Consider the following 14,092-nt stretch of genomic DNA (forward strand, 5'->3'; position numbering starts at 1 on the left):
GACAGCCGCCCGTCCGCGGTGGTTCGATGGCCGCGCCCGCCAACCGTGCACGGGGGTCCGATCCACGGGAGGTCCCCGTGAACCCTGCCCCTCCGCCGGTCCGGGTGGAGCCGCGGCACCGGCCGGTCCACCCGGCGATGCGCACCCTCCTCGGGGCCTTCGCGCTGCTGACGGCGCTGGCCACGATCGCGCTGTACGTCCTCGCGGGCAACACCTCCGAGACCTTCGCCTGGACCATCCAGCCGCCGCTCACCGCCGCGCTCATCGGCGCCGGGTACGCCGCGGGCTTCGTGCTCGTCGTCCTCTCGCTGCGGGACCCGGTGTGGGCGCACAGCCGGGTGCCGGTCCTCACGATCTTCGTCTTCGTCGTCCTCACGCTGGTGGCGACGCTGCTGCACATCGACCGGATGCACTTCGACGACGACTTCGGCTCGCTGAGCGCCCTGGCGAAGGCCGCGGCCTGGTTCTGGCTGGCGGTGTACGTGGTGATCCCGGTCGCGATGGCCGTGCTCGTGGTCCGCCAGGAGCGCGTGCCGGGCGACGACCCCCCGCCGAGGCACCCGGTGCCCCTCGCGCTGCGCGTGCCGCTCGCCCTCGAGGCGGCGGTGCTCGTCGTCGTCGGGGCGGTCATCTACGTGCGGCCCAGCACCGCGGACCGGCTCTGGCCGTGGCCGTTGCAGCCCTTCACCGCCCGGGTGGTGGCCGCGTGGCTGCTGGCCTTCGGCCTGGCGGCGTGCCTGGCAGCCGTGGCCGGCGACCTGCGCCGGCTGCGCACCTCGACGATCGCCTACACCGTGTTCGGTGTCCTCGCGCTGGTCGCGGTCGCCCGCTACGCCGACACCCCTGACTGGGACGACCCGGCCGCCTGGGTCTTCCTCGCCACGGCCGCCGCCGTGGCGCTCACCGGTGCGGCCGGCTGGTGGCTCGCGCCGCGCGGCGCGGAGGCCCGCCGTGGCTGAGGGGCAGCGGGCGGTGCTCGTCGTCGTCGGCCGGGACGACGACGTCCGCGCCGCCGTCACCGCCGCGCTGGAACGCCGCTACGGCGCGGACTACGCCGTGGTCTCCGCGGCCCACCCGGAGGACGTCGCGGTTCCCGAGGGCCTGCCGGTGGCCGTGCTGTTCGGCGGGCTGGGCGACGCCGACCCGGACGGGCTGGCGGTGCTGCGGGAGCTGCACCGGGCCGAACCCCTGGCGCTCGCCGTGGCGATGATCCGCTGGGGCGCGTTCGAGACAGCGCCGGAGATCTTCGAGGCGCTGACCGTGGGCCAGCTCGACCGGTGGATCTACGCCCCCGAGGGACCGGTCGACGAGGAGTTCCACCGGATGGTGGCCGAGCTGCTGGAGGAGTGGTCGGCGCGGCAGGGCGGTGGCTTCGAGGCCGTGCGGATGATCGGCCACCGCTGGTCCGAGCGCGCCCAGCACCTGCGCGACACCTTCACCCGCAACCGCATCCCGCTGGGCTTCTACGAGGCGGGCTCCGACGAGGGGCGCGAGCTGCTGGCCGGGTTGCAGCTGGAGGAGCCCCGGCTGCCGGTCGTCCAGCTCCGCTTCCGCCCGGGGCGGCCCGTGCTGCAGGATCCCACCGACCTCGACATCGCCGACGCCTTCGGGCTGCTCACCCCGCTGGACCCGGCGCACGTGTACGACCTCGTCGTCGTGGGCTCGGGCCCGGCCGGCCTGGGGGCCAGCGTGTACGCGGCCTCCGAGGGGCTGTCGACGCTCGTGCTCGAACCGGAGGCCGTCGGCGGGCAGGCGGGCACCAGCTCGCTGATCCGCAACTACCCCGGGTTCCCGACCGGGATAAGCGGCAACCGGCTGACCTTCAGCGCCTACCTGCAGGCGTGGGGCTTCGGCAGCACGTTCCACTTCATGCGCTCCGCGCAGGGCATCGTGGCCGAGGACGGGCTGCTGGCGGTGAGCCTGAGCGACGGCGGGACGGTGCGCACGCGCACCGTCGTCGTCGCGACCGGCGCGTCCTGGCGGCGGATCGGGGTCCCGGAGCTGGAGGCGCTCGCCGGGCGCGGCGTCTTCTACGGCGCCGCGGTGAGCGAGGCGCCCGCCATGCGCGGCCGGCAGGTGTTCGTGGTGGGCGGGGGGAACTCCGCCGGTCAGGCGGCGGTGCACCTGTCGCGCTACGCGGAGCAGGTGACCGTGCTGGTCCGGCGCCCGTCGCTGGTCGAGACCATGTCGGACTACCTCATCCGCGAGCTCGAGGCGCTGCCCAACGTGGCGATCCGCGGCGGCGTGCAGGTGGTCGGCGGGTCCGGCGCCGACTTCTTGGAGTCCTTCGTCCTCCGCGACCTCGACACCGGCGCCGAGACGGTCGAGACCGGGGTGCTGTTCGTGCTGATCGGCAGCGAGCCGCGGACCGAGTGGGCGGCCGGGGCGCTGGCCTGCGACCGGTGGGGCTTCCTGCGCACCGGGACCGCTCTGCTCGAGGACGGCGTCACGCCGGCCTGGCCCCTGGAGCGGCCACCCGCGCTGCTCGAGACCAGCATGCCGGGCGTGTTCGCCGCCGGCGACGTGCGATCCGGGTCGGTGAAGCGGGTGGCCTCCGCGGTGGGGGAGGGCGCCCTGGCGATCACCCTGGTGCACGCCCACCTGGCCGCGCGGACGGGGGCGCGGGCCTGACACGCCGGGCACGCGCGCTCACCCGATGGAGTTGGTCACGGATTGGGACCGACGGGCCCCGGGTAGGGCGGGAGGCCGACCGGCTCGAATCCGTGGCCGGGCGCTGATCCCGTCGAGCAGCACGCCGTGCTGCGCAGTGCTCGACCCCGCACGAGGAGCCGAACCAGCACCGTGATGCCCGGAGACCCCCCGCCAGCCAGGCCGCTCGCTCCCCCGAGCGGCCGCACCCGGGTAGCCAGCGTCCCCTTCGCCGACGCCTACGTCGACGCCGTGCTGCCCGCAGACGCCGTGCGCGTGGGCACCGCGGGGCGACCCAGCCCGTGGCTCGACGCGGACCACCTGGCCCGGCACGCCGGTGACATCGACGTCCTGCACCTGCACGTGGGGCACGGCGGGGTGGAGCTCTCCCGGCTGGAGGAGTGGACCGGTGAGGTCCGCCGTCTCGGCATCCCCCTGGTGGTGACCGTGCACCAGCTCCGCGACCCGCGCGAACCGGGCCGGCGGCGCCTCGACGCACAGCTGGCCGCCGTCCTCGCGACCGCGGAGGTCGTGCTCACCCTCACCCCCTCGGCCGCCGACGAGATCGCCGACCGCTTCGGCCGGACCGCGATCGTGCTGGCGCACCCCTCGGTGGCCGAGCCCGATCCCGAGCTGGGCGCCGAGCGCGGGCTGGTGGGCGTGCGGCTGGGCCGGGCGTCGGCCGCCGTTCCCGATCCGGCCGCCGTGGCGCGCGCCTCCGCCTCCGGGGCGGTGTCCGGTGGCGGGCGGTTGCGGGTGCTGGCCGAGGTCGGCTGGGACATCGACCCGGGGGTGCGCGCACTGGCCGAGGCCGGCGAGCTGGAGCTCGTGGTCCACCGGCCCGAGGAGGCGGTCGCCCAGCTGCAGCAGCTGCACGTGGCGGTCCTGCCCGAGCGCTGCGGCACGCACTCCCGCGAGCTGGAGGTGTGCCGCGACGTCGGTACCCGTGTCGTGGCGCCGAGCTGCGGCTTCTTCGCCGACCAGTGGTCGGAGGTGGTCACCTACGGCAACGACGAGGTCGACGGCCTGGACGAGGTGTCCCTGACCGCGGCCGTGGCGGCCGCGCTGACCCGGCCCATGCCGCGGCCCGCGGACCGCGCGTGGCGCGAGGAGCAGCGCGAGGCGGTGCTGCGCGTGCACGCCGAGGTCTACGCCCAGCTGAAGGACCCGGTCCTGCTCATCCCTCGCGAGCTCGGGACGGGGCCGAACGCCGGGGTCTGACTCGCCGCTCGCGTCCGACGATGTGCGCGGCCGGCGCGGTCCGGTCCGCGGAACGCGCCACAGGTGCACATCCACCGGCACGCGGGGCCCCCGGAACGCAGAAACCCCCGCCCGGCGCTGGCCGGAGCGGGGGTTCAGGAAGCGTGGGCAGGGGCGGGGTCGAACCGCCGACCTCTCGCTTTTCAGGCGAGCGCTCGTACCGACTGAGCTACCTGCCCCTCCCGGTGTCTCCACCGGAGAGCGACCCTGACGGGACTCGAACCCGCGACCTCCGCCGTGACAGGGCGGCGCGCTAACCAACTGCGCTACAGGGCCTTGCTGGTACTGCCGTGGTGCTACTGGTGGTGCGTGCCCCCAACGGGGTTCGAACCCGTGCTACCGCCTTGAAAGGGCGGCGTCCTGGACCGCTAGACGATGGGGGCTCGTGTTCGCCGGGGGCGGGAGAAACAATACATGCCCTCCGCGCCTCCTCAGCCACGGGGTCCGGAGCTGCCACCCTGTGGGGGTGCGCACCTCCCGTCGCGGCCCCCGAGCCGCCCTCCTCCTGACCGCCGCCCTGACGGCATCGGCCCTGCTCAGCGGCTGCGGGGACGACGATCCCGTCAGCGAGCGCGCCGACCGGGCGGCCTCGACGACCTCGGGCGACGGCGTGACCGCGTCGCAGGAGTCGGCCTCGCCCTCCAGCGACGCGCCGGCCTTCGAGGGCGGCGACGAGCCCGTCACCGCGGACCCCTCGGGCGACGCCGCGCTGACGGTGACCGCCATCCGTGTCGGCGCGCACGACGACCACGACCGGGTGGTGTTCGAGCTCGGTGGGACGGGGACCCCCGGCTGGGACGTGCGCTACGTCGACCAGGCCGCCTCGCAGGGCAGCGGGGACGCCGTCGAGGTGGCGGGCGGCGAGGTCCTGCAGGTGACCGTCAGCGGCGTCCGCTACCCCTTCGAGACGGGGCTGACCGAGTTCTCCGGTGGCCCGGTGGCCGGCGCGGGCACCGGGGGCGTCACCGAGGTCGTCTGGGACGCCACCTTCGAGGGCACGTCGGTGGCCTTCGTCGGCACCCGGGAGCGGGCGCCGTTCCGGGTGGAGCTCCTGACCGGACCGACCCGGCTCGTGGTCGACGTCGCCCGCTGACCGGCGTCAGCCCAGCGAGGCGGTGAGCTCCACCGAGTCGTCGGTCACGGTGGAGCACTCCAGCGTGAGCGGGCCGGCGGTCACGCTCTCGTCCTCGGCGCAGGACACGTTCGCGTCGCCGACGCTGAGCGAGGCCCGGCCGTCCTGGACACCGGCGAACGCCAGCGTCGTGCCGAGGATCTCGGCTTCCGCTCCGGACCCGGAGAGCGTCACCGTGCACTCGCGCGGCGAGCAGGAGACGTTCTCCGTCCCGAAGGAGCACCCGGCGAGGGGGGCGAGCACCAGCCCGCCGGCCAGCAGTCCGGTGGCGAGGCGGGCTCGGGACGGCGTCGTGGCGGACATGACCCGAGGGTAGGGCGGCGCGCTCATCCGGTCGGGGACGCCGGTGCGCCGTCGCCGGCGTCGTCGATCCCGGTCTCGTCCCCGGCGTCATCCCCGGCGTCGGTACCGGCGTCGTCCCCGTCCTGCTCGTCGGCGGGCGGGACGACGGTCCGCTGGATCGTCACCTCGGTCTCGCCGAGGCCCCCGAGGGTGATCTCGTCGTAGGCGGCGAGCCGGCCGTCGTCGGGGTCGAAGTAGAGCACCGTGCAGGTCAGCGGCTCGGGGAACTCGCCCTGCAGCGCGCGCAGCCCGGCGCCGCCGGTCGAGCCCTGCACCATCAGGAGGGTGCCGCCGTCGAGCTCGGAGACCTCGCGCTCGTGGGTGTGCCCGGCCAGCACGACGGGGACCTGGCCGTCCAGGGGCGGGGCCTGCTTCGGGTCGTGCACGAGGGCCACGTCGGGCCGCTCGTCGAGGCCGTCGACGAACTCGGCGAGCCGTTCCCCGGAGCTCTCCAGCACCTCGGGCCCGGCGTCGTCGTCGCCGGTGCTCTTGTCGGGGGTGAACCGCGGGTCCCGGGTGCCGACGATGGAGATGCCCGCGATCTCGGTGGCCGAGTCGTTGAGCACGGTGGTGTTCGGCAGGCTGCCGATCAGCTCCGCGGTCGCGGCGGAGTCGTGGTTCCCGCGGACGTACACGTAGGGGACGCCGAGCGTGCCGATCGAGGTGATCAGCTGGTTCTCGGGCTCGCTGCCCCAGTCGGTGATGTCGCCGGTGTCGAGCACGGCGTCCACCTGGAACTGGCCGACCACCTGGCGCATCAGGTCGAACCCGGCCGGGTTGAGGTGGAGGTCGGAGACGTGCAGCAGGGCGACCGTGTCGTCGTCCCCGCCGGGCGCGGGCAGGGCGGAGATGGTGCTGTAGAGGCTGCCGACGTTGGCCACGATGTCCTCGAGCGAGGACCGGTAGGCGTCGAAGCGGGCGGCGATGTCCTGGACGCTGCCGATCAGGCTGTTCGCGTTCACCAGCAGGCCGGTGTAGCGCGGCGCGGAGAGCGCCTCCGGCCGCCAGGTCGCCGCGCCCACCCCGGCCGTGCCGGCCAGGAGGAGCGCGGCCAGCCCGAGGCCGATCAGCGGCTCGCGGCGGCGGCGCAGCACCGCCCAGCTCACCAGCGCGGCGCCGGCGAGCGCCACCAGCACGGTGCGCACGACGAGCTCGACGACGGCGCCGCGCAGGTCCTCGGTCACCCGGTCGACGACGCCGGACAGCCGCACCGGGTCGGTGGCCAGCGCCTGAGCCCGGGTCTGGTCCACGCTCTGCAGCGCGACCTCGAGGCGGAGCGGACCGTCGTAGACGTCGGCGACCAGCGCGCCGAGCGGCGGCACCGAGACCTCCGCACCACCGCCGGCCGGTCGGAACGCCAGCGAGGCGTCGAAGGGGCCGATCGGCGCCTCCACGCGCGCGAAGAGCAGGACGGCGACGAGCGCGCCGCCCAGGGCCAGGCCGATCCGCAGCGCCCAGAGGCCGCCGACCCGGGCGCGCCGCGGCCAGGGCGAGGGCAGGGGCGCGGTCGGGTCGCTCACCCCGACCACGCTAACGAGGGTCGGCCGCCACCGGTGGGTCGAACCGGGGAGTTCTCAGACCTCGTCGGCCGCGGGCCCGCGGAAGATCCAGCGCAGCGCGATGAACCGCATGAGGCCGATCAGCGCGGTCACCGCGACCACGCAGGTGATCTGCAGGGCGACGTGCGCCGAGGCCGACGTGGAGTCCAGCCAGCCCAGGGCCGCGCTCGTGGCGACCAGCCCGATGATGGTGACGCCCCCGGCCTCCCACTGCGCCGTCCACCAGCCGACGCGCTCGTCGGCGTGGAAGGTGAGCCGCCGGTGCAGCTCGTTGGCCAGAACCGTGGACGCCGCCGTCGCGATGAGGTGCGCGGTCAGGTAGCCGTACCGCTCCAGCGGGATGAACAGCAGCGCGTAGACCAGCGTGGTGGAGCCGCCCACCAGCACGAACCGGGCGAACTGGGCCCAGACGTCGTCCTGCCGGAGCCGGTCGACCAGCCGCTGGGTCAGACCCCGCTGCTGCGGCAACGCCTCCGCACCGGCCACGTCGAGCGCCTCGTCACCGGAGACGCCGGCGACGTCCGCCGGGCGGCAGCGGGTGACGGGCACGAGGGTCCTTCCGGGGCACGAGCAGGGGAGACGCGATCAAGGGTCCTCCTCGCGCGTTCCGTTGTCACACAGCAGCATGCCCGGAACGGGTGACATCGCGCTCTGCATTTCCACGCGGCGCGCTGCACGTTGCCCGTCCGTGACCGGGGAGTCGTCGCCGCCCGTGACGGGTAGGGGGCGCCCATGAGCCTCATGGGTTTCCTCGACCGGGTCGCGGACAACGCCTCCTTCGACAAGGTGATCGAGCCGGCCCGCCGCGCCGTCCTGGGGGCGTTCAAGCCGCCGGTGAAGGACCTCCTCCACGGCACCTGGCTGGGCCACGCGCTGCACCCGGTCGTCGTCCAGGTGCCGGTCGGCAGCTGGGTGTCGGCCGGGCTGCTGGACGCCATCCCCCCGCTGCGCCCGGCAGCGACGGTCCTCATCGGCACCGGCGTGGCCGCCGCGGTGCCCGCGGCGCTGACCGGTGCGGCGGACTGGTCGGAGCAGGGCAGCGGGGTGCGGCGGCTGGGTGCGCTGCACGCCGTCGCCAACACCGTGGCGCTCGGGCTGTACGTCGGCTCGCTCGCCGCGCGGAAGAAGGGGCGCGGCGGGCTGGGCCGGGTGCTCTCCTACGCCGGGCTGGGCATCGCCACCGGCTCGGCCGCCGTCGGCGGGCACATGTCCTACGCGCAGTCCTCGGGCGTCTCCCACGCGGCGACGGCGATCCGGCGCCTGACCACCGACTGGATCGACCTCGGCCCGATGGACGACCTGCCCGAGGGGCGGCCCGCGCTGCGCACCGGCGCGGGCAACGGGGACGACGTCCCGCTGGTCGCCGTCCGGCGCGGTGCCCGGGTCGACGTCTTCGTCGACGCCTGCTCGCACCTCTCCGGCCCGCTGCACGAGGGCGCGGTGGAGGAGATCCGCGGCTCGCAGTGCCTGGTCTGCCCGTGGCACGGCTCGGCGTTCGACCTGGACAACGGGCAGCCGCGACGGGGGCCGGCGGCCAACCCGCAGGAGAAGCTCGACGTGCGCATGGAGGCGGGCCACGTCATGGCCCGGGTTCCGGGGCGCCACCGCTGAGACGCGAGCCGGCCCGGCTGCCCCGGGGGGAACGGGTCAGCCGGGCCGGTGATCACGGTCGTCCGCGCAGCGCGGGACGAGCTGCGATGACGGTACGTAACCGTCCGCCTCGTCCGGGATCCCCTGAACGGGTGGAACGCCGACCGCGATGGTGACGCAACGCACCTGCCGGGTTGGCCGGCGCAGCGGCGGGGCACGGGGACCCGGTGTTCTTCCTCTTCTCCAGCCGGCTGGGCTGTCTCGGCTCCCTGCTGGTCTCCGCCCTGCTCACCCTCGTCCTGCTGCTGGTGCTGGACGTGCTCTGAGCGCCGAGCCGCCGCGCGGTCTGCCAGACTCGGCGCGCACCGGGGCCTCTAGCTCAACTGGCAGAGCAGCGGACTTTTAATCCGCGGGTTGTGGGTTCGATCCCCACGGGGCCCACCGCGCTGACCTGTGCGTTTGCACGATTCGGCGGGTAGTGGCGCCGGGCGATGGTGCCACCTTGGTGGCCACTTCGTGTCGGCATGGTGCCGGTCAGCCCCACAGTGCCTCGCCCATGCGCCGCGCGGCGTCCTCGGCGAGCTCGGGGACGACGTGCGAGTAGGTGCCGAGCGTCAGGCTGATCTGCGAGTGGCCGAGGATCTCCATCGCCACTCGTGCCGGCACGCCCTGCTGCAGCAGCAGGGTGGCCGCGGTGTGCCGCGCGTCGTGCAGGCGGGCGGGTGGCACCTTCGCCTCGGCCAGCAGCGCCCGCCATGCTCGGTGGTCGCTGCGCGGGTCGAGGGGTCGGCCGTTCTCCTGGCAGAAGACGAGGTTGCCGTCCTCCCACCGCGACCCGGCCGCGATCCGCTCGGCGGCCTGCGCCGCCCGGTGCGCCCGCAAGGCGTCTCGGAGTGGACCGGGCAGAGCGATGGTCCGTCGCCCCGCCCGGGACTTCGGCTGCACCAGGACGAGCCCGCGGCCGGGCTGTCGCTGCAGCGCCTGGCGCACGGTCAGGGTGCCCGCGTCGAGGTTCACCGTGTCCCAGGTGAGGCCGAGTGCCTCGCCCTGACGCAGTCCGAGTGCCAGGGCTACCGACCACCGCGCGGCGTTGCGTCGGCCCCTCGCTGCCTCGAGGACGCGCCGAGCGTCCTGGCCCGAGAGCGGCCGGACCTCGTCGCGCTCGACGCTCGGCGGGTCGACGAGGGCGCAGACATTGCGCGCCACCCTGTCGCGCTGCATGGCGACCTTCAGCGCCCGAGAGAGCACCCGGTGCGCCTGGAGCACCGATGCCGGCGAGAGCCCGCCGTCCTGGAGGTCGCTGTAGAGCTTCTCGACGTGCTCGGGCTGTAGGCGGTCGAGCCGGTGGTGGCCGATGCCCGGCACGAGCTGGTTGGCGACGAGCTGGCGGTAGCGGACGAGGGTGGATGGGCGCACCTTGCGGGCGGCGATCGTGTCCAGCCAGTGCTCGAGCCACTGCCCGACCGTCGGCGCTCGCCCGGCCGCGCCCGCGGTCCCCGCGTCTCGCTTCCGCTCGAGTTCTCGGACTTTCGCCACCACCTCGGCGCGCTTCATGCTGGAGACGTGCCGCCGGTCGCGGGCGCCGTTCTCCTTGAGGCCCATCGATACCCAGCCGTGCCACCGACCGTCGTCGTCCCGGTAGATCGAGGACTCGCCGTTCCCTCGCTGCCTCGCCATCAGTGCTCCCCGGCCTCGTCGCCGGCCCCCGGAGCGGGCTCCCCGCTCTTGCCGAGGTGGAACCGAAGTTCCGACAGCAGGGTGCGAGTGACATGGGCACGGCGCGCCTGCAGCGACCGCACGTCCTCGTCTGGCCGCGGCTCGACTCGGTGGTCGCGTTCAGCCGTCAGCGAGCGACCCCAGAGCTGCACCGCCGCGGTCTCGACCGTGCGCGGCGTGACGCCGAGCCGTCGAGCAGCCTTGCGCGTCGCCTCCGCCTGTTCGCCCCAGGCCGTCCCGGAGTACGCCGGCCGCGACGGTGGGCTCGACGTCCGAGCGGCCTGCTCGACGTGTGCTGCCAGTAGTTCGCCGAGCATCTGTTCCGTCTCTGCCGACTGATCGCCGAGCAGTTGCCAGGACTCCGAGCTGCCGTGGAGCAGCGCCTCGAGGATCGCGCGGAGGGGCACCGATCCTCCTGGCAGTGCCACCTCGGTATCGGGGCCTCCCAGCAGGTCGCCGAGGGAGAGGTTGAGGGCGCTGCACAGCCCTGCGATCTCGAGCAGGGTGAGGGCTCCCCGACCGGTGACCACCTGGGTGACCCGGTTGCGCGTCCAGTCGAAGCCGAGGTCGGTCATGGCCTCGGCGAGGTCCTCGTGCCGCAGCTGTCGGCTCTTGAGGAGGTCGCCGAGGCGTCGGGCGAGCGGTGCTCTGAGTCCGTCCACGTCCGTCAACGTACGGAATGTGGCGTGCAGATGTCAACGCTTGACGGGCCCGTCGGCGTTCTTTAGCGTCCACGGTGTGGCGTTGGAATCCTAACGCTGAACCCTCAACTTGGAGAGCGCACATGCAACCCGTGCTCCTGCCGATCTACCCGGACACCGGACTCGCCCTCGGCGGGCTGGGCCGGACCAAGGTCTACGAGCTGATCACCTCCGGCGAGCTGCGGACGGTCAAGATCGGTCGCCGCAGATTCGTCCCTGCCTCCGCGGTGGAGGAGTACGTCGCCCGGCTCGAGCAGCGGAGCGCCGCCTGATGGAGCTCCTGCCCTCTCAGCGGCCAGCAGCCTGTGCTCGACCGCAACGCTGGTCCGGAACGTGACCCGCCGGCGAGGGGATGGCCCTATCCCCCCGGCCGCGGTCGAGCTGCAGCCCGGTCAGCGGTTGGCGGTCCTCGACGACACCGGTGCGGTGGTGCGCGTGCTGGAGGCCGGTCCCGCCGCACCTCCGGTCGACGTCCCGCCGTTCGCCGAAGTCGTCTCGGTCACTGCCGGCCGGGATACCCGATTCCTGCAGGTGTCCTGCCCGCTGTGCGGCAAGGTGCATCACCACGCGCACCCCTGGGACGACGACGCCTCGGAGACCGGTCGGGTCGCTCACTGTGGTCGCGGCGACTACCGCATCGCCATCCCGGCGGTGAAGCTGGTAGGCCCGGGGCGCGCTGGTCGAGGCGGTGCCCGGTGAGCGCGCCGACGATCACGGGCACCCCGCTGCTCGAGGCCGCGGTCGCCCTGCACGGCGCAGGGCTGTGCGTGCTGCCCGCCGCTCAGGACGGGACCAAGCGACCCGCGATCGAGTGGCGCGAGTACCAGGAGCGCCGCCCCGACGAGTCCCAGCTCCGGCGCTGGTTCGGTGGCGACCGTGAGGGGCTCGGCGTCGTCTGTGGCGCCGTCTCCGGCGGGCTCGAGCTGACCGAACTCGAGGGCCGCGCGGTCGAGGCCGGCGCACTGCGGGCACTGGTCGCCGCGGTCGCCGACGCCGGCGAGCAGGCGCTGTGGGACAAGCTGGTCAGCGGCCACGTCGTTCGCTCGCCCTCGGGCGGGCTCCACTTCTTCTACCGGCTGGTCGACGCCGAGGTGCCGGGCAACCAGAAGCTGGCCGCCACCGCCGACCACGTCACCCTGGCCGAGACGCGCGGCGAGGGCGGCTGGGTCATCACCGCTCCCTCGGGCGGACGGGTCCACCCGAGGGAAGGCTCCTGGACCGTGCTCACGGGGTCGCCGGCCGGCATCCCGACGATCACCGGTGAGGAGCGCGAGCGGTTCCACGCGCTTATCCGGGCCACGCTGGACGAGCGCCCGGTGCCTCAGCCGGTGTCGGCCTCTGCCTTCCAGCAGCCGGGCTCGTCGTCCCCGGGCGGCGGTGCCTCGCCGGGCGACGACTACGCCGCCCGCACCTCCTGGGTCGACGTCCTCGAGCCGGCCGGCTGGACGCGGGTGTTCGCCAAGGGCGAGGTCACCTACTGGCGCCGGCCGGGCAAGCGGCACGGCATCTCGGCCTCGACGGGCTACGGGGGCGACTGGCTCTACGTGTTCACGTCCTCGACGGAGTTCGAGCCCGAGCGGACCTACACCCGGTTCGGCGCCTACGCCGTGCTCGAGCATGACGGTGATCACCGTGCGGCGGCGAAGGTGCTGGTCGACCGGGGATTCGGCCGGCGCCCGGAGCCCGACGTGGCGCAGCACCCGGTGCCGGTCGCCGCGCCGTGCAGCCTCGACCAGGCGCACGAGGCGTTCCGTCGCTGGCTCGGGGACGCCTACGACCTGCAGGGCCTCGACGTCGTGCTCGCCGCCGCCGCGGTCGAGCAGCTCGACGGCGACCCGGTGTGGCTGCTCATGGTCAGCGGCCCGGGCAACGCCAAGACCGAGACGGTCGGCGCCCTGGCCGGCGCCGGCGCACACGTCACCTCGACGATCAGCAGCGAGGGGGCGCTGCTGTCGGCGACGTCGAAGAAGGAGCGGACCACCGACGCGACCGGCGGGCTGCTGCGGAAGCTCGGCGACCGCGGGCTGCTGGTGATCAAGGACTTCACCACGATCCTGTCCATGAGCCGCGACCCCCGGGCGGCGGTGCTGGCCGCGCTCCGCGAGGTCTACGACGGGCGCTGGGAGCGCAACGTGGGCACCGACGGCGGTCGCACGCTGACCTGGACCGGGCGGCTGGCGGTCATCGGCGGCGTCACCACCGCCTACGACAGCGCGCACGCGGTCATCGCCGCGATGGGTGACCGCTTCGCCCTGGTCCGCGTCGACTCCGGCACCGGCCGGCTGACCTCCGGTCGGAAGGCGCTGGCCAACGTCGGCTCGGAGGTGCAGATGCGCGCCGAGCTGGCCGAGGCCGCCGGAGGCGTCCTGGCGCAGGTCCGGCCGGGAGCGGCACGGCTGACCGACGCCGACGAGCGCGAGTTGCTCGGGCTGGCCGACCTCGTGACCCTGAGCCGCACCGCGGTCGAGCGCGACGGTCGCGGGGAGGTCGTCGACGCGCACATGCCCGAGGCGCCGACCCGGTTCGCCAAGATGCTCGGGCAGCTCGTCCGGGGCGGGCTCGCGCTGGGCATCGACCGCGCCGACGCAATGGGACTGGCACGGCGGGTGGCTCGGGACTCGGTGCCGCCGCTCCGGCTGACGCTGCTGGCCGACCTGCTCGACGTGCCGAACTCCACCACGGCGCAGGTGCGGAAGCGGGTCCAGAAGCCCCGCTCCACCGTGGACCGCGCTCTGCAGGAGCTGCACGTCCTCGGGCTGCTGCGCCAGCACGACCTGCCCGGCGGCAGCAGCTGGGTCTACGAGCTGTCCGAGGTCGTCGACCCGTCGGTCCTGCGCGCCCTGGTCGTAACCAGAAATGTCACTACACCGGGATCAAGGGATCAAGAAGAGAGGTCGGCGCTTGCTCCACCTACTGACATTTCTGGTGACGGCTCGCTGTTCGCGCCGCTGTCCGGCCCCCGGGCAGTAGCCGCCGAGCCCGCCGCCGCCCCTGCCCCTGCCGGCCACTGCGAGGTCTGCGGCCTCGGCCTCGATCCCGTGCTCGGCCAGGGCGCGCTGCACCCGCAGTGCGCCGAGGTGGTCGCCGCCCCGCCCGCTGCTCGTGGGGGTGCATCGGCATGCGGATGACGCCGACCCCCGGGG

General features: G+C 74.3%; 14 protein-coding genes and 4 tRNA genes. 10 read left to right on the top strand and 8 right to left on the bottom strand.

The features are described 5' to 3' along the window. Positions 1 to 77 precede the first annotated feature (77 nt). From DQ241_RS02595 to DQ241_RS02605, 3 genes are all read left to right on the top strand, one after another. On the top strand, positions 78 to 959 hold the full coding sequence (locus tag DQ241_RS02595) for a hypothetical protein (protein ID WP_147252315.1): 882 nt from the start codon (positions 78 to 80) through the stop codon (positions 957 to 959). Then, on the top strand, positions 952 to 2,631 hold the full coding sequence (locus tag DQ241_RS02600) for an FAD-dependent oxidoreductase (protein WP_113828566.1): 1,680 nt from the start codon (positions 952 to 954) through the stop codon (positions 2,629 to 2,631). Before DQ241_RS02595 ends, DQ241_RS02600 begins: the two co-directional genes overlap by 8 nt. A gap of 270 nt (positions 2,632 to 2,901) precedes the next feature. Then, on the top strand, positions 2,902 to 3,870 hold the full coding sequence (locus DQ241_RS02605) for a glycosyltransferase (RefSeq protein WP_233492165.1): 969 nt from the start codon (positions 2,902 to 2,904) through the stop codon (positions 3,868 to 3,870). A 144-nt stretch (positions 3,871 to 4,014) separates the two neighbouring features. Here DQ241_RS02605 and DQ241_RS02610 read toward each other — a convergent pair. The 3 genes from DQ241_RS02610 to DQ241_RS02620 all read right to left on the bottom strand — a co-directional run bounded on the left by DQ241_RS02610 (position 4,015) and on the right by DQ241_RS02620 (position 4,292). Beyond that, a tRNA-Phe gene (locus DQ241_RS02610) sits at positions 4,015 to 4,088 on the bottom strand. Between the two features lie 23 nt (positions 4,089 to 4,111). After that, positions 4,112 to 4,185: transfer RNA gene (locus DQ241_RS02615), tRNA-Asp, on the bottom strand. 34 nt (positions 4,186 to 4,219) lie between these two features. Beyond that, a tRNA-Glu gene (locus tag DQ241_RS02620) sits at positions 4,220 to 4,292 on the bottom strand. Between the two features lie 83 nt (positions 4,293 to 4,375). On the opposite strand from DQ241_RS02620, the gene DQ241_RS02625 reads away from it, so the two are divergent. Then, entirely contained in the window at positions 4,376 to 5,002 is a 627-nt protein-coding gene (locus tag DQ241_RS02625) for a hypothetical protein (RefSeq protein ID WP_199583997.1), read from the top strand. A gap of 6 nt (positions 5,003 to 5,008) precedes the next feature. Here DQ241_RS02625 and DQ241_RS02630 read toward each other — a convergent pair whose 3' ends face one another. From DQ241_RS02630 to DQ241_RS02640, 3 genes are read right to left on the bottom strand one after another with little or no spacing between them, the layout of a single operon-like run. Beyond that, the gene (locus DQ241_RS02630) at positions 5,009 to 5,344 is read right to left on the bottom strand and encodes a hypothetical protein (protein WP_113828568.1); all 336 of its coding nucleotides are present in this window, start codon (positions 5,342 to 5,344) and stop codon (positions 5,009 to 5,011) included. A gap of 23 nt (positions 5,345 to 5,367) precedes the next feature. Continuing rightward, complete coding sequence (locus DQ241_RS02635) at positions 5,368 to 6,903, bottom strand: metallophosphoesterase (RefSeq protein ID WP_113828928.1); 1,536 nt, start codon at positions 6,901 to 6,903, stop codon at positions 5,368 to 5,370. Positions 6,904 to 6,957: 54 nt separating this feature from the next. Beyond that, positions 6,958 to 7,491 carry a GtrA family protein gene (locus DQ241_RS02640; RefSeq protein ID WP_233492166.1) on the bottom strand — a complete coding sequence of 178 codons (534 nt, stop codon included), beginning with the start codon at positions 7,489 to 7,491 and terminating at the stop codon, positions 6,958 to 6,960. Between the two features lie 183 nt (positions 7,492 to 7,674). On the opposite strand from DQ241_RS02640, the gene DQ241_RS02645 reads away from it, so the two are divergent. The 3 genes from DQ241_RS02645 to DQ241_RS02650 all read left to right on the top strand — a co-directional run bounded on the left by DQ241_RS02645 (position 7,675) and on the right by DQ241_RS02650 (position 8,973). Continuing rightward, positions 7,675 to 8,553: a Rieske (2Fe-2S) protein gene (locus tag DQ241_RS02645; protein WP_113828569.1), complete on the top strand. Its 879-nt coding sequence runs from the start codon at positions 7,675 to 7,677 to the stop codon at positions 8,551 to 8,553. A 173-nt stretch (positions 8,554 to 8,726) separates the two neighbouring features. After that, positions 8,727 to 8,858, top strand: a complete 132-nt coding sequence (locus tag DQ241_RS21255; RefSeq protein ID WP_255410949.1) for a hypothetical protein — start codon at positions 8,727 to 8,729, stop codon at positions 8,856 to 8,858. 42 nt (positions 8,859 to 8,900) lie between these two features. Further along, positions 8,901 to 8,973: transfer RNA gene (locus DQ241_RS02650), tRNA-Lys, on the top strand. A gap of 93 nt (positions 8,974 to 9,066) precedes the next feature. Here DQ241_RS02650 and DQ241_RS02655 read toward each other — a convergent pair. After that, positions 9,067 to 10,209: a tyrosine-type recombinase/integrase gene (locus tag DQ241_RS02655; protein ID WP_199583999.1), complete on the bottom strand. Its 1,143-nt coding sequence runs from the start codon at positions 10,207 to 10,209 to the stop codon at positions 9,067 to 9,069. Next, positions 10,209 to 10,919 (bottom strand): helix-turn-helix domain-containing protein, encoded by a 711-nt coding sequence (locus DQ241_RS02660; protein ID WP_147252316.1) that lies wholly within the window; start codon positions 10,917 to 10,919, stop codon positions 10,209 to 10,211. Before DQ241_RS02660 ends, DQ241_RS02655 begins: the two co-directional genes overlap by 1 nt. A 113-nt stretch (positions 10,920 to 11,032) precedes the next feature. Here DQ241_RS02660 and DQ241_RS02665 point away from each other — a divergent pair, with 113 nt between their 5' ends. The 3 genes from DQ241_RS02665 to DQ241_RS02675 all read left to right on the top strand — a co-directional run bounded on the left by DQ241_RS02665 (position 11,033) and on the right by DQ241_RS02675 (position 14,077). Then, positions 11,033 to 11,221, top strand: a complete 189-nt coding sequence (locus DQ241_RS02665) for a helix-turn-helix domain-containing protein (protein WP_113828572.1) — start codon at positions 11,033 to 11,035, stop codon at positions 11,219 to 11,221. Between the two features lie 127 nt (positions 11,222 to 11,348). Then, positions 11,349 to 11,648 (top strand): hypothetical protein, encoded by a 300-nt coding sequence (locus DQ241_RS02670; RefSeq protein ID WP_147252317.1) that lies wholly within the window; start codon positions 11,349 to 11,351, stop codon positions 11,646 to 11,648. After that, positions 11,645 to 14,077: a bifunctional DNA primase/polymerase gene (locus DQ241_RS02675; RefSeq protein ID WP_113828574.1), complete on the top strand. Its 2,433-nt coding sequence runs from the start codon at positions 11,645 to 11,647 to the stop codon at positions 14,075 to 14,077. The genes DQ241_RS02670 and DQ241_RS02675 overlap by 4 nt, the downstream gene beginning before the upstream one ends. Positions 14,078 to 14,092: the final 15 nt, after the last annotated feature.

Origin of the sequence: Blastococcus sp. TF02A-30 (assembly GCF_003319185.1) — a bacterium.
Lineage (GTDB): Bacteria > Actinomycetota > Actinomycetes > Mycobacteriales > Geodermatophilaceae > Blastococcus.

Excerpts from the sequence above, each read along its gene's own strand:
- DQ241_RS02645 (WP_113828569.1), top strand. The coding sequence starts at position 7,675 with ATGAGCCTCATGGGTTTCCTCGACCGGGTCGCGGACAACGCCTCCTTC.
- DQ241_RS02665 (WP_113828572.1), top strand. The coding sequence starts at position 11,033 with ATGCAACCCGTGCTCCTGCCGATCTACCCGGACACCGGACTCGCCCTC.
- DQ241_RS02655 (WP_199583999.1), bottom strand. The coding sequence starts at position 10,209 with ATGGCGAGGCAGCGAGGGAACGGCGAGTCCTCGATCTACCGGGACGAC.
- DQ241_RS02630 (WP_113828568.1), bottom strand. The coding sequence starts at position 5,344 with ATGTCCGCCACGACGCCGTCCCGAGCCCGCCTCGCCACCGGACTGCTG.